This window comes from Mesorhizobium sp. ORM8.1 (genome assembly GCF_053005525.2).
In genome coordinates this window covers 5544388-5564334 of the sequence record NZ_CM132600.1, presented here as the reverse complement: position 1 = coordinate 5564334, position 19947 = coordinate 5544388, and the positions used below count along the sequence as shown (strand labels likewise).

Here is a 19947-nt window from a genome sequence, read left to right as displayed (position 1 = left end):
TCAGGCCTTTTCCGCGTGGATGTAATCGACCGCCTGGCGCAGCGCCTTCGGATCCTTCGAACGCATCTGGTAGGCGTAGTTGCCCATGGCGCGGCTGAAAACCTCTTCGATGGCCTGATGATGGACGATCTTGTCGCCGTGCGCGGCTAGCACGTCCGCATGGCTGTGCAAATAGTCGATGTGGCGCTTGCGGCTGGCATAGGCGGTGAAATACTTGCCCTTGTAAGGGCCGCCGGCTGTATCCTTGACCACCATGTCGGCCCAGGCTGCGTAGACATCGATGTCGAACGTGTAGTTGATCGCATCGGTCATCCAGGCGCCGGGCGGGCGCATGTTGACCTCGAGCGCGATAACGCGATCGTCCTTGGTTTCGAATAGCTCGATGTGGAAGAAGCGCTCGCGCACGTCGAACGCTTTCAGGATTTTCCGCCCCGCTTCCTCAACCGCCGGGCTGATTTCGGGAAAGCAGGTGTAGCTCATGTGGCGGTCGTTGTTGACCGCATCCATGATGCTTTGATCGTAGCGATGGCTGGCCGCCAGCACCACCTCCCCATCGCGATTGACCAGTCCGTCGAAGGTCACCACCAGCCCTTCGATGAACTGCTCCATGACGAAGGTCACGCCCTCGGGCTTGTCCTTGAAGAACTGGTCGAGCTCCCTGCTGTTGGAGATTTTGAAGGTGTTGGAGGCGCCGGAGCCGGTATCCGGCTTCACCACCACCGGATAGCCGACGCGGCGGATGAAGGTCATGGCCCCAGTGCGATCGGAGCATTTGCGCTGCGGAATGGTCTCGACGCCGCTCTTGCGAAAGAAGGCGCGCATGCGGCTCTTGCGCTTCAAATTCTTCACGAAATCGAGCTTGGTGCCATAGATATTGAAGTCGGTGCGGATATTGGCTTCGAGTTCCAGCCAGTGCTCATTGAGCGACTCGAAGCGGTCGATACGTCCCCACTTGTGGATGAAATGCCCCATCGCTCGGAACACGGCGTCGTAATCTTCCATGTCGGCGATGCGGTAATATTCGGACAGCGCCACCTTCAGCCTGGCATTCAGGCTCTCATAAGGGGCGTCGCCGATACCGAGCACGGTGGCGCCGGCCTTCTTTAGCCGGTCGCAAAAATCGGTGCCGTTGGCTGGAAAATGCGGCGAGAAGAACACGAAATTCATGAATGACCCCCTCTCCGGCTTCTGCCGTCGACGGCCAAGTCTGGCGCATTTGCCGCGCGTGGGGAAGGGCTTCCGCGCTAGGGATAATATGCGCCCGACCGCGCTCCGTAATGCGCCGCGCTTGCCTCCGCCGGGCCGCTCCTGTAAGAGAACCGCCATGACAACGCGTGTCCGCTCCATCGCTTCCGCTCGCGCCGGCTTTGCCGGCGAGACCGCGCGCGCGCTCGCTTCGACCCTGCTTCTTCTCGGCCTTATCGGCGATCGCCGGGTTCGCTGAAGGAGCGCCCGGCGGTCGAACCGCCGCGCAAGCGCATGCTCCTTGGCAGTCACATCAAGCGAACGAAAATCTGGTAAAGGCGCCACTCGCCACCAATCCGTCTGAAGGCGGATCCGAGGGCCGCCGGGAGAAACGACGATGAACGCACGAGAAGAAATCCGCGCAAGCGATGCCGAAACCGGCAAGCACGCGGCCGGCCACATGCCGGATGCAGCCCGTAAGTACCAGCCCTACCCGACCGTCGGTCTGGCCGACCGCACCTGGCCGTCGAAAGTCATCGACAAGGCGCCGATCTGGTGCTCCGTCGATCTGCGCGACGGCAACCAGGCGCTGATCGACCCGATGGGTCACGAGCGCAAGGCGCGCATGTTCGGCCTGCTGCTCGACATGGGCTTCAAGGAGATCGAGATCGGTTTCCCCTCTGCTTCGCAGACCGACTTCGACTTCGCCCGCTGGTGTATAGAGCAAGGCGGCGTGCCTCGGGATGTGTCGCTGCAGGTGCTGGTGCAATGCCGGCCGGAGTTGATCACGCGCACCTTCGAAGCGCTCAAGGGCGCGTATCGCCCGATCGTGCATTTCTACAACTCGACCAGCGAATTGCAGCGCCGCGTCGTCTTCGAAAAGGATGTCGCCGGCATCAAACGCATCGCCACCGACGCCGCCAAGATGATCACCGACATGGCGGCCAAGGCAGGCGGTGGCTTCCGTTTCGAATACTCGCCTGAGAGTTTCACTGGTACCGAACTCGAAGTCGCGCTGGAGATCTGCAACGCCGTCACCGAGATCGTGAAGCCGACGGCTGACAACAAGCTGATCCTCAACCTGCCGTCGACGGTCGAGATGTCGACGCCCAACGTCTATGCCGACCGCATCGAGTGGATGTGCCGCAACCTCGATCACCGCGAGAACGTCATCGTTTCGCTGCATCCGCACAATGACCGCGGCACCGGCATCGCCACCACCGAGCTCGGCCTGATGGCCGGCGCCGATCGTGTCGAAGGCACGCTGTTCGGCAATGGCGAGCGCACCGGCAATGTCGACATCGTCACGCTGGCGCTGAACATGTACACGCAAGGCGTCGATCCGGAACTGGATTGCTCCGACATCACCCGGATGAAGGACGTCTACGAATACTCCAACCAGCTGAAGATACCGGAGCGCCATCCTTACGTCGGCGAACTGGTCTACACGGCTTTTTCCGGCTCGCATCAGGATGCCATCAACAAGGGCATGAAGGCGCTGAAGAAGGCCAACACGCCGCTGTGGGAAGTGCCCTATCTGCCGATCGATCCCGCCGATGTCGGCCGCAGCTACGAAGCGATCATCCGCATCAATTCGCAGTCCGGCAAGGGCGGCATCGCCTATGTGCTGCAGGCCGATTACGGCCTCAACCTGCCGCGCAATCTGCAGATCGAGTTCAGCCAGGACATCCAGGCCATCACCGACGCCGAAGGCAAGGAAGTGCCGGTCAGGCGCATCCATGAGCGCTTCCTCGAAACCTATGTCGACCAGCCGGGCGCGCGGCTGAAGTTCCTCGACCACCACACCTATCCCGACACCGAGGTGAAGGGCCGGCGCGTGGTGGAGGCGGTCATCCTCGACAACGGCAAGGAAGTGACCATCACCGGTTCCGGCACCGGCCCCATCGACGGCTTCGTCGATGCGCTTTCGCGCCATGTCGGCGTCGAGATGTCGGTGCTCGATTATTCGAGCACTCCTTGCAGCGCGGCTCCAATGCCTCGGCCATATCCTATGTTGAGATGGAGTATCCGGGCGGCAAGCTGTTCGGCGCCGGCATCAACACCAACATCGTCGCCGCTTCGCTGGAAGCGGTGACTTCGGCGGCCAACCGAGATCGTCGGCCGCTAGAGCAATTCCAGGAAAAGTGTGAAACGGTCAGGCTCGGCGACTTCGCCGTAGCCTTCCGTCCGGAATTGCGTCAAGACAAAGACAGAGCAGTTCAGCGTTTCCGTGAAACGGCGAACGGCTCCGGGCCGGCTGATCCGATAAAACCATTTGCAGCATGGCGCACTCCCGTGCGCCACGCTGCAAATTTCAAATTGAAGACGCGCAAGCCTGCCATTCGTTAACCGGCGGGGAAATTTCCGGTGGCTTACGCGATCACATAACACAAGCATCCTTGTGCGCTGGCGCGGGCGTTATATGATCGCGTCCTAACCTGTGCCGAGTTCGAAAAGGATCGACACTTGAGCCTGCCCCGCCTGCCGCCCCCGCAGTGCGCGAGACATTGGAGCGACTGCTTGCCAGCGAAACGTTCGGACGCTCCGAACGTGCCCGTAGGCTTTTACGCTATCTCGTCGAACGCGAGCAGGCTGGCGAAGCCGATAGGCTGAAAGGCGTGTCCATCGCTATGGACGTCTTCGGCAAGGACGGCGACTTCGACGCCTCGACCGATGCCGTGGTCCGGGTCCAGGCCGGCCGCCTGCGCGAGCTTCTGGAGCAGTACTTCGCCCATGAGGGCATCGCCGAACCGGTGCGCATCGCCATCCCGCGCGGCGGCTATGTCCCTTCCTATGAGCCGAACGCCATCCGGCTGAGCAACGACGCTAGGTCCGCCTCCGGCAAGATCGCGCAGCGTGCGGATGCAACTGCGACCGAATATCTCGGCACGCCGGCCGAACCCGCGCCGCTGATGGCGCCGGCGACGCCCGCACCGTCGCTGACGCGGCAGCTGCGATTCTTCTGGGCAGCCATGGCTCTGGTGATCGTGATGCTCGGTGTGCTCATCATGCGCCAGGGCAGTGCCTTTCTCGGCGGCAATGACGCAGCCACGCCGTTCGAAACGGCGGGCGTTGGCAGCACTGCCGTCCAGCCGGTGTTCGATTCCCTGCCGTTGATCTACATCGCGGTGAAAGCCGATGGAGCGGAGGCGGGGCGCGTCGCCACGTCACTGCGCGCCGGCCTCGCTGGTTTCGACACCATCGATTTCATCGGGCGCGACGCGGACGCAACGCGCGACCGGTCCGAAGATCCGATCAGCTTCGTTTTCGATGTCGTTCCTGGACCCGCAGCCGGCGACATCACGGTCGAACTGCAGAGCGTTGCTACGGGTCGGGTCCTGCTGTCGCGCAATCTTGCTGCCGCCGAAACCACGCCTTCGACGATCGAAAGCAGCATAGCGAGCCTGCTGACCTCGACCGTTCCTGCTTCCGGCGCGATCTACAGCTATATCGACCAGAGCGGAGTGCAAGCGAGCCAGATCGGGTGCCTGGTGCTCGACGACCGCTACTATCTCGACATGGGCGCCAAGACGCATGAGGCTGCGTATCGCTGCCTGGAGAAGCTGGTCAGCGAAGGCACCAAATCATCGCTTGTCTATGCCGAACTGGCCTCGCTTCATCTGGAAGCCGTCACCGCCCACTACGCCTATCCACCCGATGCGACGCTCGAAAACGCCATGTCGCTTGCGCACCGCGCCATTCAGATGGGCCCGATGAGCCCGCACGCGCACCGCGTCTATGGCTATCTGAACAGCCGCCTGGGCAACACGGACGAGGCGATCCGCTGGATGCGCAAGGCCTACGAGCTCAACCCTTACGATCTCAGCATGGCCGCCGCCTATGGCTACGGGCTGATCTTCGCCGGCAAATACGATGAGGGGACACCGATCCTGGGCCACGCCGTGGAGTCTTTCAGCGGCCACCCGACCTGGTGGGACTATGGCATGTTCGTCGGCGCCTTCATGCAAGGCGATTTGAAGAAGGCAGCGATTGCCAGCGAGTCGCTGCGCACAACGGCGTCCAAGTCGCACTATCTGGCCGCGCGCCTGATCGGAGCCAGGATTTCGGGCCGCGACAAGCTGGCGAACGAACTTGCCAACGAGCTGACCGCCGAATTTCCGAAATTCGCCGCCGATCCACGCGCGACATTCGTCGACCGGAAATACCCCGCCGATCTCACTGATCGGCTGGTGCAAGCCCTGCGCGCCGCTGGCATAGGCAATCCAAGCTAGAGCAAATCGGCATCCCGACGGTGACGGCCATTTTCCGCCTATTGCCGACGCAGATGGCTGGTCCGGCAAGTACTGCAGCACTCTTTGTACGGAAACGTCCACAAGCCGCAAGTCGCGAAAATTTTACTGGCTATGGATCTGGTTCAGGAGCAATTCAGCCACAATTAGCAATAGTTCACTTGCTTCCGTCTTGCTCACCGCCCCTTTTTTCATGCCTCCATCCCCTCATGCCGCCGAGCGCGGCGCTGGCTCAAGGACGATCGTCTTTCTGCACGGTTTCGGCGGCTGCCGCGAGATGTGGCGCGATGTGATGGCGCCGCTGGCACTCGAGGCGCGCCTCTTGGCCTACGATCTGCCAGGACATGGACAGTCCCTGGAATGCGATGGCATGGGCGGCGCCAAACCGGCGGCCCGGGCCATCCTCGCGGACCTCGCCGCCCGTGGGTTGGACAGGGTTCACCTTGTCGGCCACTCCATGGGCGGCGCTATCGCGACCCTGATGGCGCTTGCCGAACCAGGCAGGATTGCCACCCTCACCCTGCTTGCGCCCGGCGGCTTCGGTCCGGAAATCAACGCGCCCCTGCTGCGCCGCTATGCTGCCGCGACCGGCAAGCAAGAGGTACGCGCCTGCCTTGTCGCCATGTCGGGCCAGCAAAGCGTGCCACCTGACCATGTGGTGGACGCGCTCTGCCAGATGCGCAACCGGCCGGGTCAACAGCAAATCCTTGTCGATATGGCGGCGGCGATGACCAAGGATGATCGGCAAGGAGCCATCCCCGTGGATCGGCTGGAGACCCTGGAAATGCCTGTGATGGTGGTCTGGGGAGCGGAGGATCCCCTCCTGCCGGTCAGCCAGGCCGAAAGCCTGCCGGCGCATTTCCATCTGCATCATGTGCTGGACGCCGGCCATATGCTGGTCGAGGAAGCGCCCGACCTGATCGCCGAGATCGTACGTCGCAACGCGCGGCGCCGTGGCAGGCGGCAACGTCCTGTGCTCGGCGCGGCGGCAAGCTGACAAGCCGTATCTGAGTGCATTTTGCCGGCGACTGTGTTAACTCGCTGTTAACCAACAGCGAGGCAGCCGCCATGAAAGACGCAGGCGACAAAATCAGCCAGATCGAGCCGTCGCGGAGGCTTGCCGACGCCGTCCGCGACGTCAAGAACGCCTTCGCAGACCGCGACGACGTGATCGTGGAGATGCGCGACGCACACCGCATGCGCCTCGATCTACTGGCCACGGAACTCGCGCCGGTCTTCGCCGACGTGCCCGCGGATATGGACAGTTTCGACTTCGCCGTTTCGTCAGGGTTGCAGCCGCGGCTGTGGATCGACGCCGTCAGCCATGTCGCCATGGGGCGCGACCGACGTACCTACCGGTTCCTCAAGGACACGCGCATCGGTCGCGTTGTGCTCGCCGAATCCAGCGAGATGAAGCCTGTCGCCGACGCGGTGACGCGCTACGTCGCCGAGCGCGTCGTCGAGCGGCAGCGGATGATGGAGGGCGGCATAGAAAGCGCCGTGCCAGGTGTGCACCGCCTCGCGGTCAAGGAAGCCGAGCCGCCTATCCGGGCGGAACCCCGGCGCAACGGCTGGACCACTTTCTTTGCGGGCCTCGGCCTGATCGCCGCCGGCGCCCTTGTGGGCTTGGTGGTGTCGCTGGCGCTGTTCTGGGATCGCATCGCGCATATGAAGATCAGCTTCTGACAAGCTCGCGGGGCGCCGCTGTATCGGCGCCAAGTTCGACCACTTGCAGATCCGACGGCGGCAGTGCCGGTCCGGTCAGGCCACGCCGCGTCAGGCGGATCCGCCAGCTGCCTTTCTCGCCATCGATCTCGAACAGATTGTACTGCGCCGCAGGATGCCTGCCGCCGGGCGCCTGGCCGGCGGCGGCAACGCCGACCACCGGCACCTTGGCGCCGCGCGGGCCGATGCTGAACAGCGACGGCAGATGCGAGTGACCATGCAGCACAAGTTCGGCGCCATGCCGGCGAATGATCTTATTGAAACGAGCAATGCCGAACAGTCTTTTGTGCTGCGGGACCGCGCCACGCACCGGCGGATGGTGGATCATGATGGTGCGGAACAGCCCCTGCTTCGCCGTGGCGTCAAGCGTTCTGGCCAGCCGCTCAGCCTGTCCCTCCATGAAGAAGCCGTTGGCCATGAAGGGCGCCGTGGCGCGCGCCGTGGTGACGCCGATCAGCGCGACGTTGCCGCGCACGCGCAGATAGGGAAAGGAATTGCGGTCGACCGGGCCGTTGGCGCCGTCACCGCTCATCCAAGGCGCCCATGCACGGCAGACCTTGTCGAAGGCGCCCGGCACATAAGCGTCGTGATTGCCTGGCACCACCGAGACGTCATGGGGCGATCCGAGTGTCTCCAGCCAGTGCTTGGCCATCTCGATCTCGCCGTCGAGCGCTAGGTTGACGAGGTCGCCGGTGACGGCGAGATGGTCCGGCGCGCTCGCCTTGATGTCGGCGACGATCGCGTCGATGACTGCGTCATGCATGTGGCGGCGACGGTTACGCTGCCAATTGACGTAGCCTAGCACGCGCTTGGACGCGAGATCGCGATAGGTTACATCGGGCAATGGTCCCAGATGAGCGTCGGAAATATGCGCAAGCCTGAACATGATCCCTTTTTAAGCGACGCGGGCGGGGCTTTCCACTCACCGTTTGCTGTTCGCCTGGGGATCGTTGCATGAACCGCCGAGCCGATCCGGAGGAAGAGGCATTCCGCCAGACCGGTTGGCCGGGACTGCGGGCGAGACTGTTCCATTTTTATTTCCTGCTGCGCAGGCCGATGACGCTCGGCGTGCGCGGGCTGGTCTACGACCGTGCCAGCAATTGCGTCTTCCTCATCCGCCACACCTATGTGCCGGGCTGGCAACTGCCAGGCGGCGGTGTCGAGGCCGGCGAGACGCTCGAGGAAGCGCTGGCGCGCGAACTCGCCGAGGAAGGCAACATCGTGCTCACCGCGCCGCCGCTGCTGAAGTCGATGCACTTCAACCGCCGCTCGAGCAACCGTGATCATGTCGGTCTCTACCTGATCGAAGGCTTCAGTCAGAGTGCGCCGAAACTGCCAGACCATGAGATAGCCGAAGCAGGATTCTTTGCGCTCGACCGTTTACCCTCGGATACGACGCCGGCGACACGGCGACGGCTAGCCGAAATTTTTGAGAGTCGGCCTGCTTCGGCATATTGGTAGGCTTGCTTTCTCCTTTGTATAAACCCTATGCTCTACTTCGGGGATTGGAGCCTGGGGACATGAGCAACAGCGATGAGACTTGCGCAAACGTCTGGCCTTATGTTGGATACTATGCTCTAACGATGGTGGCGTTGACGATTGCGCTTGGCGTACTGCTGGTCCTCATCCCAACGTTTTCACAGGCACTCGGCAAAGCCGCGGGATTCGCTATAAGTTTCGGATCGGCCAACGTTGCACTCTATAAGTTCATAAGAAGAAACGGCCGGTTGTTCAATCGCAGGGAATATTGGACGACAGTTCTGCTCTCGACCCTGGCAGCCTTTTTGATTTCGGCGCCGCTGGGTTGGTTGGCCTTCTCAGGGGAAGCGAAACAGCACGACCTGAGCAACGTTCCCCTGGCCGTGTGGGCTGGAAGCGTTCTGTTCGCCTTCCTGCTGACGTTTGGCTTGAATGCCGCTTGGTATTCGGGCCGATTTGGCAAGACTCTGCTGAAAGCGGAACTTGCCAGACGAACCCGGACCGACACCGAGGCCTTCCGTTAGAGCAATTCCAGGAAAAGTGTGATCGGTTTTCCGTCCGGAATTGCGTAGAGACAAATAGAGCAATTCCAGGAAAAGTGTGATCGGTTAAGTTCGGCGACTTCGCCGTAACCCTCCGTCCGGAATTGCGTAGAAACAAAGAGTTAGAGTGTTTCGCCGTTTCCGTGAACGGTGAAACGATCTAGATCAGGTCACGCCGCCTTCCTGAACCTGTTTCGATTGTGCGGCGCTTCGTAGTCCAACTCCGGTCCCACCGGCACGATTCCCGTCGGATTGATCGACCTGTGGCTGCCGTAATAATGCGCCTTGATGTGATGCAGGTTGACGGTGCCCGACACGCCAGGCACCTGGTAGAGGTCGCGCAGATAGTTCGACAGGTTCGGATAGTCGGCGATGCGGCGCAGATTGCATTTGAAGTGCCCGACATAGACCGGATCGAAACGCACCAGCGTTGTGAACAGCCGCCAGTCCGCCTCCGTGATGCGATCGCCAACCAGATAGCGTTGTTGCGACAGCCGTTCTTCCACCGTATCCAGCGCCGAAAACAAGTCGCCGAACGCCTCCTCGTAAGCTTGCTGCGTGGTGGCGAAACCAGTGCGATAGACGCCGTTGTTGATCATCGGAAAGACCAGCGCGTTGATCTTGTCGATTTCGGTGCGCAGCCCCGCCGGATAGAAATCGAGGCCGGCATCGCCCCATTCGTCGAAGGCGGAATTGAACATCCGGATGATCTCGGAGGACTCGTTGTTGACGATCGTCTTTTGCCGCTTGTCCCACAGCACCGGCACCGTCACCCGGCCTGAATAGGAAGGGTCGGCCTTGGTATAGATCTGGTGCAGGAAATCGAGACCGTAGAGCGTATCGCCGGTGGCGCCGTCTTCGACTTTGAAAGTCCAGCCGTTCTCGCCCAGGAAATGATGGACCACGGAGACCGAAATGACGGTCTCCAGCCTCTTCAAGGCGCGAAAGATGAGTGTCCGATGCGCCCACGGGCAAGCCAGCGAGACATAGAGATGATAGCGACCTGGCTCGGCCATGAAGCCGCGCTCGCGACCTTCGGCCGGCGCTCCGTCGCGCGTGATCCAGTCCCGCCACTGTGACTCCGTTCGTACAAACCGGCCGGCGCTGTCGGTATTGGACGCGCGATCCTGCCATTTGCCTTCGACGAGCAGTCCCATGCGAAATCTCCTGTGTCCTGGCAATATCTAGGCGCAAGACCGATTGGCGAAGCCCTCAGGCGTTGAACAGTTCGTTAACAACGAACCAGTTCGTTAAACGACGAACCGTTCGTCATTCGACGAAAAGAAACGCGAACGCAGCCGATTGCAGCGGCACAAAATTGATGCTAGCGGAGGCGCCCATGTTCGATTTTGCCTCGATCCGGTTCGACCGACGACGAAAGGGCGCCCGCGCTTAAAGCGCTGATTGGCGAACGCTGCCGCTTTGCAGCAAACCTTCCTCGCATACCGGAACGCAAAGACCATGAGCCTTGCCGACGTGAAATACCTGCCGGAAACCCCGGCGCATGATGCCGAAATCGAAGCCATCAACGACGAGGCCTTCGGTCCCGGACGTTTCGTGCTCGCCGCCTACAAGATCCGCGAGTCGGGAGGACACGATCGCTCGATGTCCTTTGTCGCCGTCAAAGACGAGGCGGTGATCGCTTCGGTGCGCATGACGCGCGTGGCGGCCGGGCCCGGGCGCGCCATGATGCTCGGCCCGCTGGCGGTGCGCCCCGATTTCAAGAATCTCGGCATTGGCAGAAAACTGGTCGCGATTGCGCTGGATGCAGCGAAAAAGGCCGGCGCGCCGGCCGTGGTCCTGGTCGGCGACGAGCCTTATTACGGGCCGCTCGGTTTCAAGCGCTTCCCGCGTGGACAGATCGCCATGCCCCGCCCCGTCGATCTCGACAGGCTGCTGCATCATGAAATCAAGCCCGGCGCCGTCGCCCGTTTCGTCGGCGAAGTCTGTCACGCCAACGCCGCGAAAGTCGCGGAACTGGCTCCGGCCCTGGCGCGTCCGGCCGCCAGCGCGCAACCGTCGATCGATCCGGGCATTGTGGTTGCGCCTCCCTTGCAGGCTTCGTAGCATAATCCGAAATTCTGGGAGGCTTGCATGAACCCGAACGGCCAGATCGCGATCGTCACCGGCGGCGGTTCGGGTCTCGGCGAGGCGACGGCGCGCGCGCTCGCCGCCAAGGGCGCCCGCGTCGCGATCCTCGACGTCGGCATCGAGCGCGCCTCGAAAGTCGCGGCCGACATCGGCGGCATTGCCGTCCAATGCGATGTCAGCAGCGGCGACAACGGCGCGGCTGCGATCGCGCAAATGGCTGAAAAGCTCGGCGAACCGCGCATCCTGGTCAATTGCGCCGGCATCGCCATCGGCGTGAAGACGATCGGCAAGGATGGGCCGCATCCACTCGACCAGTACCGCAAAGTGATCGAGATCAACCTGATCGGCACCTTCAACATGATCCGTCTCGTCGCCGATCGCACGGCGAAGCTCGATCCGTTGGCCGGCGGCGAACGCGGCGTCATCGTCAACACCGCCTCGGTCGCGGCCTATGACGGCCAGATCGGCCAGGCCGCCTACTCGGCCTCCAAGGGCGGCGTCGTCGGCATGACGCTGCCGGTGGCGCGCGACCTCGCCCGCTCCGGCATTCGCGTCTGCACCATCGCGCCCGGCATCTTCAAGACGCCGATGATGGCCGGCATGCCGCAGGAAGTGCAGGATTCGCTCGGCGCCGCCGTGCCCTTCCCGTCGCGCCTCGGCGAGCCTTCCGAATATGCGGCACTTGCCCTCCACATCGTCGAGAACCAGATGCTGAACGGCGAAACCATCCGCCTCGATGGCGCCATTCGCATGGCGCCGAAATAGAAGCATGGTCGAGACGCCGACTGGCGCTTCCACTGAAAAGACCGGCCCGTTGGCTGGCCTGAAAATGATCGAGATGGCCGGGCTCGGCCCGGTGCCGCTGGCGGCGCTGATGCTGTCGGAGATGGGCGCCGACGGGCTGCGCATCGAACGGGCCGATGCCGGCCAGCCACTGCTTGCCCTGCCTGAGGAATACGACCTCGACCGCCACGGCCGCTCGATCCTCAAGCTCGACCTGAAGCATCCGGCAGGCACCGACCTGTTGCTGCGGCTTGCCGAAAAGGCGGACCTGCTTGTCGAAGGCTTCCGCCCCGGCGTCATGGAGCGGCTTGGCCTCGGACCCGATGTCGTGCTTCAGCGCAACCCGGCACTGATCTATGGCCGCTTGACCGGCTTCGGCCAGGATGGCCCGCTCTCGGGATGGGCAGGCCACGACATCACTTATCTTGCTTATGCCGGCCTGCTGTATGCCATCGGCAGAGAAGGTTCGTCGCCTGTGCCGCCGCTCAACCTGGTCGCAGATCAAGGCGGCGGCGCCATGATGCTGATCGCCGGTGTGCTCGCCGCCCTGTTCCAACGCTCGCGCACCGGCAAGGGCCAGGTGGTCGATGCTTCCATGATCGAAGGCGCCTCGATGCTCGCGGCGCCGATCCACGCCTACATGGCGGCGGGGCTGTGGAGCGACAGGCGCGGCGACAACCTGCTCGATACCGGCGCCCCTTTCTACGACACCTACGAAACGGCGGACGGCAAGTACATTGCTGTCGGCTGCCTCGAACCGCGCTTCTTCGCCGAGTTCGCCAGGCTGCTGCCGCTCGACCAGAGCTTCATCGGCGCGCAGTATGACAGGACATCCTGGCTCGGGATGCGCAAGGCGATTGCCGAAAGGGTCGGCGAGAAAACGCGCGACGAATGGGCAGACCTCTTCGCTTCGACCGACGCCTGCGTCGCGCCCGTGCTTTCGCTGACCGAAGCCAGGGACCATCCGCACAACCGCGCCAGGCAAAGCTTTGTGACATCCGGCCGGCTCGAGCGTCCGGCGCCCGCGCCACGCTTCTCGCAAAGCCCTCAAACGCTTGCCTCGGCGCCAACCGCCGCCGATCGCCAGCCCGCAAGCATTCTGGCACGCTTCGGCATAAGCGGTGAGGAAATCGAGGCCCTTGCCATGTCGGGCATCCTCCGCCAATAACCGGAGCATCAAGATCAACTTATCTCGGGTGAACCTGTGAGCGAGACGAAGAAGGACGTCATCCGCGAGACCGACGCCGAGGCGATCAGGCTGGCGAAGACCCTGATCCGTTCAGCGCGCTTCGGGGCGCTCGCAGTGGTCGAGCCGGGAACGGGCGCACCGCTGGCGAGCAGGGTTGGCGTTGCCACCGACATCGATGGCACGCCGCTGATCCTGATCTCGATGCTGTCGGCGCATACCGGCGCGCTGCTCGCCGACCAGCGCTGCTCGCTGTTGGTGGGTGAGCCCGGCAAAGGCGACGCGCTCGCCCATCCACGCATCAGCCTGGCATGTCGGGCCAAGCGGTTGGCGCGAGGATCGCCCGAACATGCCCAGGCCGAACGGCGCTACCTCAACCGCAACCCGAAGGCGAAGCTCTATGCAGGCCTCGGCGACTTTTCGTTCTTCCGGCTCGAGCCCGAACGCGCCAGCCTGAATGGCGGCTTCGGCAAGGCCTATCTTCTCGAGCGCGATGATTTCATCACCAGCGGTCCGGTTGTCGAGGAACTGGCCGCCAGCGAACAACCCTCGCTCGACCACATGAATGCCGACCATCGCGATGCGATTGCCATTTACGCCCACCATTTCGGCCATGCCGAAGGCGACGGCTGGATCGCCACCGGTTTTGACACGGACGGCATGGATCTCGCGGCTTCGGACGCCGTCTGCCGGGTCTTCTTCCCGCAGCCTCTCGCCGCCGGGCGCGAGTTGCGCGCCACGCTGGTCGAGATGGCCAAGACAGGGCGCGCAGCGGAGCAATCCTGATAGTTGATCGCGCTGCGACGAAAGCAACGCTTGAGATTTAGGCGAAATGATCTACCTTTACCGGAGCGCTGATTCAGCAGCGCAAATCGATATCTGAATATTGTGGAACTCAGCCGCCATTGCCCCCATGGCAGCTGGATGAGCCAGGACCCATGGGGGATCTATGATCTCGAACAAACTAATCGCCAATGCCGAATCGGCAGCCGCGTTTCTGACCCTCATGGGCAATGAGAAGCGTCTGCTGATCGTGGCGCATCTGATGGATGGCGAAATGTCGGTTGGCGCCATCGCCGAGAAAGTGCAGCTCAGCCAGTCCGCTTTGTCGCAGCATCTTGCCAAGCTAAGGGCGCTCGATCTCGTCGACACAAGGCGCGACCGCCAGATGATCTACTACTCCTGCAAATCCGAGGCGGTGCGTGAACTGCTGCGCATGCTCGAAGGCATTTTCGGCGACGGCGACCTTTCGCAGATGGCCTATCGGTTGCGCCGCGCCGGGGCTTGACCCGCGAGCCTTGTCGCTCATTACCTCGCTGACGATTTCTTCGGCGAGGAACGCATGAACCTCATCTCCATAGACGATCCGCAAGACCCGCGTGTCGCCGCCTATCTCGACATCCGCGAGCGCGATCTGGTCGGTCGGCACGGCCGCTTCGTCGCCGAAGGCAAGGTGGTGCTTGATCTGCTGCTTTCCAGTGGGCGCTTCACTGCGGAATCGGCCCTCATTCTAGAAAACCGGCTGGCAGGGCTGGACGCTGTCCTGCGCAAGGCGCCGCACGATTTTCCGGTCTATGTCGCCAGCGCTGAAGTGATCGACCGCATCGCCGGTTTCCATATGCATCGCGGCATACTGGCGATCGGCGTGCGTGGCGACCCGGCGTCCGCCGAAGCTCTGGCGGAGAGCTTGCCCGAGCGCGCGTTGACGGTCGTGCTGGTCGGCATATCCAATCACGACAATATGGGAGCGATCTTCCGCAATGCCGCGGCCTTCGGCGCCGACGCCGTGCTGCTCGACAGCACCTGCTGCGATCCGCTCTACCGCAAAGCGATCCGTGTTTCGGTGGGAGCGGCGCTGAAAATTCCCTTCGCCTCCTTCGACGACACCAGCCCCTTCACTGCGACGCTTGATCGGCTTGGCTTCGACCAATTCGCCCTTTCGCCGGGCGGAACAGTCGACATCCGCGACGCGCAACGTTCAGCACGGCTGGCGCTCTATCTCGGCACTGAAGGCGAAGGCCTGCCCGAAGACCTGCTTGCCCGGCTGAACACGGTGCGGATCGGCATGGCGCAAGGTTTTGACAGTTTGAACGTGGCCGCGGCTTCGGCCATAGCGCTGCATCATTTTTCAGATCGATAGAGCGATTTGACGCAAATCCGGACTGAAAACCCGTTTCACACTTTTCCCGGAATTGCTCCAGCGGCCGGCAAAGCGACCTGAAGCCGCGCGGATCTTGTTTTGCTTCAATTGGCTTGCTCGGCCTTCTGCAGCGCCCTCACCCTGTCGGCAAGGCTGACGCCGCGCCCACCGGAGCCTTGCTGCCCGTCAGCCGCCAAGGCCTTGGCGATCGGTGAATCCGGCCCGTCGAGCTTCATCGTCAGGTTGACGACCTCGGCCGCCAGTTCATTCATTTGCTCACGCAGTCCCGCGCCGGCAGGGCGAGCATCGACCGCCTGGTCGGGCTTTGCCGTCTCGGAGGCGGCAAGGTCGGTCTTGAGGCGCTTGTTCTCGCGCGCCAGCACCGTCAGTCTGGCTTCCAGTCGCTCCCGGTCGCCTTCGAGCTTGGCGATCGCCTTGTCGAGTTCCTCGCCCTTGGCATCGGCGCCGCCAACCAGCCGCGCGACGCCATTTGCCGTCGCAGCCTCCTTCGAACGCTCCCGCGCCCGGGCAAGTTCCTTCTCGCGCCGGTCGAGCTTTTCCTCGCGATCGGCAAGCGTGGCAAGCAGCCGCTCGACCTTCTTGTCGAGATCGGCGGACTTCTTCCTTTCAACTTCAAGGCCTCGTTCGCGGCCTTGCTTTCCGACACGATGTCCTGGTTGCGCCTGTCAGCTTCCTTGCGCTGGCTGCGCAGCACCGCGATATCGTTGGCAAGCTTTTCCAGTTCCGATTCACGCGCCACCAGCTCGATCTGGCGGTTCGAGGACGAGAAGCTGGCGTCGTCATACATCTGCTCGAGTTTCTGCAACTCCAGCGCGCGCTTCTCCAGAGCGCGTTCCGTCTGCGCCAGCCGGTCGGAGAGGCGTTGCTGCTCCTCCTCGCGCTGCCTGAGCTCGGCGGTCTTGGCCTGCAAGTCGGAAAGCGCCTGGTTCTTGTCCTTCTTTTCGACCGCCAGTCCCTTCAGGGCTTCACGCCCTCGGCCGATCTCGACAAGCTGCTCGGCCGTTTTTTCCTGCAGGCTCTTGATCGTCATCTCGAGCTTGCGCGTCATCATCGCATATTCAGCCCGGACCCGGTCCTTGTCCGCCTGGATTTCGGCCGGCGTCAGCGGCAGCGAGGCCTCGAGGCGCCGGCGTGTGAGAACGACGGCCCGCCGCCAGACCGCCGGCGCGACCAGTGACACCAGGAAGACGGCGCAGAGGAAGCCGAGTGCGAAGAACAGGACCGACTGAACCAAGGCGTGCTATCCACTATACGGAGCGGCAATCGCTGCATTGTGCCAGCTTGGCATGGCGGAAATTCAACGCCGCGGCAAGAGCATGCCGCGGCGCGATCAGGATTATCCGAGCGATTGTGCGGACCGGAAATCCGGTCAGAACGGATTCCAGGTCGGCCGCTCGGTAAGTTTCAGATAGCCCAGATTGACGCCGAGCCGGGCGCCGACGCCGGTGCGGATCGGAACGAGGAGCACCCTGTTGGCCTGCAGCACGTTGAAGCCGACCCCGGCTATGACATAGGCCGAACCGGCGACGCCGCCAAAGCGGTTGTAGAGGCTGCTGATATCGTCGAGGTTATAGACCAGCATCATCACGCGCGACCCCTCGCCGCCGAAATCCCAGCCGAGCGAAGGCCCTTGCCAGAACACCTTATGGTCGCCGGCGTTCTTGGTGTAGAGTGTGCCCTCGCCATAGGTCAGGCCGCCGATCAGCGCGCCGGAACCTTCCTCGCCAAGCAGATAGCCATTCGGCAGGCCATAGGAGGCAAAGATCTTCTCGACGACCGTGGCCAGTCCGCCCGACGTCTCGCCGAAGAATTTATGACCGGAATCAACGATTTCCTGAGCAGTGTACTGCTGGGCCCGCGACGCCGAGGTCGAAAGGACGACAGCTCCCAGAAGTGCGATGGTCACGGTGAGGACACGGACGAACGTCCGGTCGTAGTATCGGGAAAACATGCTTCCAATCTCCGTCAGGGAGCACTTTCGCCGACGCCTCCGCACCTCTACAGCTCTTGGCGGCCGGTCAAGGTGGCTATCACGGGCAAACTATGCCGCAATCCTTTTTCAACCATTAAGGTCTCACAGGAAGATGGCGGTTCGAAGGCTGTCCTTGCCAGGGGAATGCCGCTTTCCTCTGTAAATACACCATTTTCGCCGCCGGCAATTTTGGATTTGTTGATGCGCGCACGGCCGCTGTGTATTCAGAAAGCCTTGGAAAAGAGCGTGATTCGTCGGGGCAGGCGCGAATCGGTCGCTCGGCCATGAAACATGTGACCTGAGCAGGGATTTTGCCGATGGCCGAACTATTCACCATTTCCGCCCCCGATCTCGCAGCGTTGCTGTGCAGCCGCGTCTGCCACGACATCATTTCGCCGGTCGGCGCGATCAACAATGGCCTTGAGCTGCTCGATGAAGGCGGCGCCGACGAAGACGCCATGAAGCTCATCCGCCAGAGCGCCCGGAATGCCTCGGCGCGGCTGCAATTTGCCCGCATAGCCTTCGGCGCAGCGGGTTCGGCCGGCATGATGATCGACACTGGTGACGCCGAGGCCGTGGCCATTGCCTTCCTGAAGAACGAGAAGCCGGAACTTGTATGGAACGGTCCACGCGCGCTGCTACCCAAGAACAAGGTCAAGCTGCTTCTCAACCTGATCCTCGTCGCCAACGCGGCCATCCCGCGCGGCGGCAAGCTGGTGGTTACGGTGGAAAATCCCGAAACCGAGCCGCGTTTCGTGCTGTCGGCCGCCGGCCCGATGCTGCGCGTGCCGCCGAAATTCCTCGAACTGCATTCCGGCCACAAGCCGGAGGAGCCGATCGACGCCCATTCGGTGCAGCCCTATTACACGCTGCTTCTGGCGCGCGAAGCCAATATGACGATCTCGATCCACGCCACCGCCGAAGAGATTGTTCTGTCCGCCGCCTGATAGCGGCCAAAAGGCAAAGTATCTTTTTGCTTGATATTGATGGCTGCCACATCGGCGCAGTTATAGCGACGGTTGTCGTCATGTTGACGGTGCGGCCGTAAAGGTGCGCGTCGCGGTTCTTTGGAAAAATTTTACCTAACCGCTTTTCGGCTTCTTTACCAGATTGGCCTAGGGTGTTGTCCGGTTGCCAAAGGTTGCCGGTTCGGCAGATGGCAAAGAGGGCCCGGATATGAAGCGTTGCTTGTTCGTCGATGATTCGAGCGTCATCAGGAAGGTCGCAAAACGCATTCTCGGCGGCTCGGAGATGATGGTCGCCGAGGCGACCAGCGGAGCTGAGGCTGCCGATATCTGCGCCACCGACATGCCGGACGTCATTGTTATCGATGGCGGTCTGGCGGATATCCAGGCGGTCGACCTCATTCGCCGCATCCGCGCCATCGAAGCCCCGGTCAAGCCGCAGATCCTGGTCTCGCTGATCGAGGTCGATGTCGCCGCGATCATGCGCGCCAAGCGCGCCGGCGCCCAAGGCTACCTGCTCAAGCCCTTCAACCGCGCGCAACTGCTCGAAAGCTTCCGCTTCCTGAAGCTCGCCGCCTGATTCGCGGCACCGATTCGGTTAAGGCGATTCGCTGAACCGCTCCAACCATCTGATTTTACGGCGTTTTCGACGGGCTCCCGCTGTAATTTGCCGTTGCACGATACAAGAAACCCGGCCTGAGCCGGGTTTTTCACAACGGACTTTGATCAGAGTTGCGTGATACGAAAAAACCCGGCCTGGGCCGGGTTTTTTCATTGGAAGATGGTTTGGATCGCTCAGGCGCTGACGCGGATGTCTTCCGGCTCGCGCAGCACGTAGCCGCGGCCCCATACGGTTTCGATGTAGTTCTGCCCGCCCGACGCCGCGTCGAGCTTCTTGCGCAGCTTGCAGATGAAGACGTCGATGATCTTCAGTTCCGGCTCGTCCATGCCGCCGTAGAGGTGGTTGAGGAACATTTCCTTGGTGAGTGTCGTGCCCTTGCGCAGCGAGAGCAGCTCCAGCATCTGGTATTCCTTGCCGGTCAGATGCACGCGCTGGCCACCGACCTCGACCGTCTTGGCGTCGAGATTGACCACCAGGTCGCCAGTGGTGATGACCGACTGGGCATGGCCCTTGGAACGGCGCACGATGGCGTGGATGCGCGCCACCAGCTCATCCTTGTGGAATGGCTTGGTCATATAGTCGTCGGCGCCAAAGCCGAGACCGCGCACCTTGTCCTCGATGCCGGCCATGCCGGAGAGGATCAGGATCGGCGTCTTGACTTTGAAGAGCCGCAGCGTGCGCAGCACTTCGTAGCCCGACATGTCGGGAAGATTGAGATCCAGAAGGATGATGTCGTAATCGTACAGCTTGCCGAGATCGACACCCTCTTCGCCGAGATCGGTCGTATAGACGTTGAAGCTTTCCGATTTCAGCATCAATTCGATGCTTTGTGCGGTTGCACTGTCGTCTTCAATCAGCAGAACACGCATTTTATTCCCCTTTTCTGCTGCCGGACCATGTCACGACCCGTCCGGGACCGGAGCAGTGATTGCCTGAACAGAAGGTGCCACCGAGTGGTTAACAAATCCTAATTTCGTGCCGTACAC

18 protein-coding genes and 2 pseudogenes are annotated in these 19947 nt (G+C 62.2%); 14 read left to right on the top strand and 6 right to left on the bottom strand.

The genetic code is table 11. The features are described from left to right. Positions 1 to 1167 (bottom strand): ATP-grasp domain-containing protein, encoded by a 1167-nt coding sequence (locus ACVDG8_RS27830; protein WP_447251299.1) that lies wholly within the window; start codon positions 1165 to 1167, stop codon positions 1 to 3. Between the two features lie 478 nt (positions 1168 to 1645). Here ACVDG8_RS27830 and leuA point away from each other — a divergent pair. From leuA to ACVDG8_RS27810, 4 genes and pseudogenes are all read left to right on the top strand, one after another. Then, positions 1646 to 3297: pseudogene (leuA, locus tag ACVDG8_RS27825) on the top strand (2-isopropylmalate synthase); the annotation flags it as partial. Positions 3298 to 3680: 383 nt separating this feature from the next. Beyond that, positions 3681 to 5417 carry a tetratricopeptide repeat protein gene (locus ACVDG8_RS27820; RefSeq protein WP_455707313.1) on the top strand — a complete coding sequence of 579 codons (1737 nt, stop codon included), beginning with the start codon at positions 3681 to 3683 and terminating at the stop codon, positions 5415 to 5417. Between the two features lie 211 nt (positions 5418 to 5628). Further along, complete coding sequence (locus ACVDG8_RS27815; protein ID WP_447251296.1) at positions 5629 to 6432, top strand: alpha/beta fold hydrolase; 804 nt, start codon at positions 5629 to 5631, stop codon at positions 6430 to 6432. Positions 6433 to 6503: 71 nt separating this feature from the next. Beyond that, complete coding sequence (locus ACVDG8_RS27810) at positions 6504 to 7121, top strand: hypothetical protein (RefSeq protein WP_447251295.1); 618 nt, start codon at positions 6504 to 6506, stop codon at positions 7119 to 7121. On the opposite strand, the gene ACVDG8_RS27805 is transcribed toward ACVDG8_RS27810, so the two are convergent. Then, entirely contained in the window at positions 7111 to 8046 is a 936-nt protein-coding gene (locus tag ACVDG8_RS27805) for a metallophosphoesterase family protein (protein WP_447251294.1), read from the bottom strand. The genes ACVDG8_RS27810 and ACVDG8_RS27805 overlap by 11 nt on opposite strands. Positions 8047 to 8114: 68 nt before the next feature. On the opposite strand from ACVDG8_RS27805, the gene ACVDG8_RS27800 reads away from it, so the two are divergent. Next, positions 8115 to 8621 (top strand): NUDIX domain-containing protein, encoded by a 507-nt coding sequence (locus ACVDG8_RS27800; RefSeq protein WP_447251293.1) that lies wholly within the window; start codon positions 8115 to 8117, stop codon positions 8619 to 8621. Between the two features lie 59 nt (positions 8622 to 8680). Beyond that, positions 8681 to 9163, top strand: a complete 483-nt coding sequence (locus ACVDG8_RS27795) for an ABZJ_00895 family protein (RefSeq protein ID WP_447251292.1) — start codon at positions 8681 to 8683, stop codon at positions 9161 to 9163. 188 nt (positions 9164 to 9351) lie between these two features. On the opposite strand, the gene ACVDG8_RS27790 is transcribed toward ACVDG8_RS27795, so the two are convergent. Continuing rightward, positions 9352 to 10338, bottom strand: a complete 987-nt coding sequence (locus ACVDG8_RS27790) for a glutathione S-transferase family protein (protein WP_447251291.1) — start codon at positions 10336 to 10338, stop codon at positions 9352 to 9354. Positions 10339 to 10642: 304 nt separating this feature from the next. Between ACVDG8_RS27790 and ACVDG8_RS27785 the strand changes: the two genes are divergently transcribed. The 6 genes from ACVDG8_RS27785 (at position 10643) to ACVDG8_RS27760 (ending at position 15381) form a co-directional block, all read left to right on the top strand. Continuing rightward, entirely contained in the window at positions 10643 to 11248 is a 606-nt protein-coding gene (locus ACVDG8_RS27785) for a GNAT family N-acetyltransferase (RefSeq protein ID WP_447251290.1), read from the top strand. Positions 11249 to 11275: 27 nt separating this feature from the next. After that, positions 11276 to 12037 (top strand): 3-hydroxyacyl-CoA dehydrogenase, encoded by a 762-nt coding sequence (locus tag ACVDG8_RS27780; protein ID WP_447251289.1) that lies wholly within the window; start codon positions 11276 to 11278, stop codon positions 12035 to 12037. Positions 12038 to 12041: 4 nt separating this feature from the next. Continuing rightward, positions 12042 to 13223, top strand: coding sequence for a CaiB/BaiF CoA transferase family protein (locus tag ACVDG8_RS27775; protein ID WP_447251288.1), 1182 nt, complete (start codon positions 12042 to 12044; stop codon positions 13221 to 13223). Between the two features lie 36 nt (positions 13224 to 13259). Beyond that, positions 13260 to 14027 (top strand): HugZ family pyridoxamine 5'-phosphate oxidase, encoded by a 768-nt coding sequence (locus ACVDG8_RS27770; RefSeq protein WP_447251287.1) that lies wholly within the window; start codon positions 13260 to 13262, stop codon positions 14025 to 14027. 163 nt (positions 14028 to 14190) lie between these two features. Then, entirely contained in the window at positions 14191 to 14529 is a 339-nt protein-coding gene (locus ACVDG8_RS27765; RefSeq protein WP_447251286.1) for an ArsR/SmtB family transcription factor, read from the top strand. Between the two features lie 54 nt (positions 14530 to 14583). Then, positions 14584 to 15381: a TrmH family RNA methyltransferase gene (locus tag ACVDG8_RS27760; RefSeq protein WP_455707312.1), complete on the top strand. Its 798-nt coding sequence runs from the start codon at positions 14584 to 14586 to the stop codon at positions 15379 to 15381. A 104-nt stretch (positions 15382 to 15485) separates the two neighbouring features. On the opposite strand, the pseudogene ACVDG8_RS27755 reads toward ACVDG8_RS27760, so the two are convergent. After that, positions 15486 to 16636: pseudogene (locus ACVDG8_RS27755) on the bottom strand (hypothetical protein). Between the two features lie 135 nt (positions 16637 to 16771). Then, positions 16772 to 17353 carry a DUF1134 domain-containing protein gene (locus ACVDG8_RS27750; RefSeq protein WP_447251283.1) on the bottom strand — a complete coding sequence of 194 codons (582 nt, stop codon included), beginning with the start codon at positions 17351 to 17353 and terminating at the stop codon, positions 16772 to 16774. Positions 17354 to 17691: 338 nt separating this feature from the next. Here ACVDG8_RS27750 and chpT point away from each other — a divergent pair, with 338 nt between their 5' ends. Both chpT and ACVDG8_RS27740 read left to right on the top strand, forming a co-directional pair. Continuing rightward, on the top strand, positions 17692 to 18321 hold the full coding sequence (chpT, locus tag ACVDG8_RS27745) for a histidine phosphotransferase ChpT (protein ID WP_447251282.1): 630 nt from the start codon (positions 17692 to 17694) through the stop codon (positions 18319 to 18321). 229 nt (positions 18322 to 18550) lie between these two features. Then, a complete protein-coding gene (locus ACVDG8_RS27740) occupies positions 18551 to 18919 on the top strand; it encodes a response regulator (protein ID WP_447251281.1) in 369 nt (122 codons plus the stop codon). A gap of 215 nt (positions 18920 to 19134) precedes the next feature. On the opposite strand, the gene ctrA is transcribed toward ACVDG8_RS27740, so the two are convergent. Further along, complete coding sequence (gene ctrA / locus ACVDG8_RS27735) at positions 19135 to 19830, bottom strand: response regulator transcription factor CtrA (RefSeq protein WP_455707311.1); 696 nt, start codon at positions 19828 to 19830, stop codon at positions 19135 to 19137. Positions 19831 to 19947 lie beyond the last annotated feature (117 nt).

What these genes read in the sequence shown, in the direction of transcription:
- ACVDG8_RS27800 (WP_447251293.1), top strand. Translation starts at nt 8,115, where the DNA reads ATGAACCGCCGAGCCGATCCGGAGGAAGAGGCATTCCGCCAGACCGGT.
- ACVDG8_RS27815 (WP_447251296.1), top strand. Translation starts at nt 5,629, where the DNA reads ATGCCTCCATCCCCTCATGCCGCCGAGCGCGGCGCTGGCTCAAGGACG.
- ACVDG8_RS27765 (WP_447251286.1), top strand. Translation starts at nt 14,191, where the DNA reads ATGATCTCGAACAAACTAATCGCCAATGCCGAATCGGCAGCCGCGTTT.
- ACVDG8_RS27810 (WP_447251295.1), top strand. Translation starts at nt 6,504, where the DNA reads ATGAAAGACGCAGGCGACAAAATCAGCCAGATCGAGCCGTCGCGGAGG.
- chpT (WP_447251282.1), top strand. Translation starts at nt 17,692, where the DNA reads ATGGCCGAACTATTCACCATTTCCGCCCCCGATCTCGCAGCGTTGCTG.
- ACVDG8_RS27790 (WP_447251291.1), bottom strand. Translation starts at nt 10,338, where the DNA reads ATGGGACTGCTCGTCGAAGGCAAATGGCAGGATCGCGCGTCCAATACC.
- ctrA (WP_455707311.1), bottom strand. Translation starts at nt 19,830, where the DNA reads ATGCGTGTTCTGCTGATTGAAGACGACAGTGCAACCGCACAAAGCATC.
- ACVDG8_RS27740 (WP_447251281.1), top strand. Translation starts at nt 18,551, where the DNA reads ATGAAGCGTTGCTTGTTCGTCGATGATTCGAGCGTCATCAGGAAGGTC.
- ACVDG8_RS27830 (WP_447251299.1), bottom strand. Translation starts at nt 1,167, where the DNA reads ATGAATTTCGTGTTCTTCTCGCCGCATTTTCCAGCCAACGGCACCGAT.
- ACVDG8_RS27750 (WP_447251283.1), bottom strand. Translation starts at nt 17,353, where the DNA reads ATGTTTTCCCGATACTACGACCGGACGTTCGTCCGTGTCCTCACCGTG.
- ACVDG8_RS27785 (WP_447251290.1), top strand. Translation starts at nt 10,643, where the DNA reads ATGAGCCTTGCCGACGTGAAATACCTGCCGGAAACCCCGGCGCATGAT.
- ACVDG8_RS27805 (WP_447251294.1), bottom strand. Translation starts at nt 8,046, where the DNA reads ATGTTCAGGCTTGCGCATATTTCCGACGCTCATCTGGGACCATTGCCC.
- ACVDG8_RS27795 (WP_447251292.1), top strand. Translation starts at nt 8,681, where the DNA reads ATGAGCAACAGCGATGAGACTTGCGCAAACGTCTGGCCTTATGTTGGA.
- ACVDG8_RS27780 (WP_447251289.1), top strand. Translation starts at nt 11,276, where the DNA reads ATGAACCCGAACGGCCAGATCGCGATCGTCACCGGCGGCGGTTCGGGT.
- ACVDG8_RS27760 (WP_455707312.1), top strand. Translation starts at nt 14,584, where the DNA reads ATGAACCTCATCTCCATAGACGATCCGCAAGACCCGCGTGTCGCCGCC.
- ACVDG8_RS27775 (WP_447251288.1), top strand. Translation starts at nt 12,042, where the DNA reads ATGGTCGAGACGCCGACTGGCGCTTCCACTGAAAAGACCGGCCCGTTG.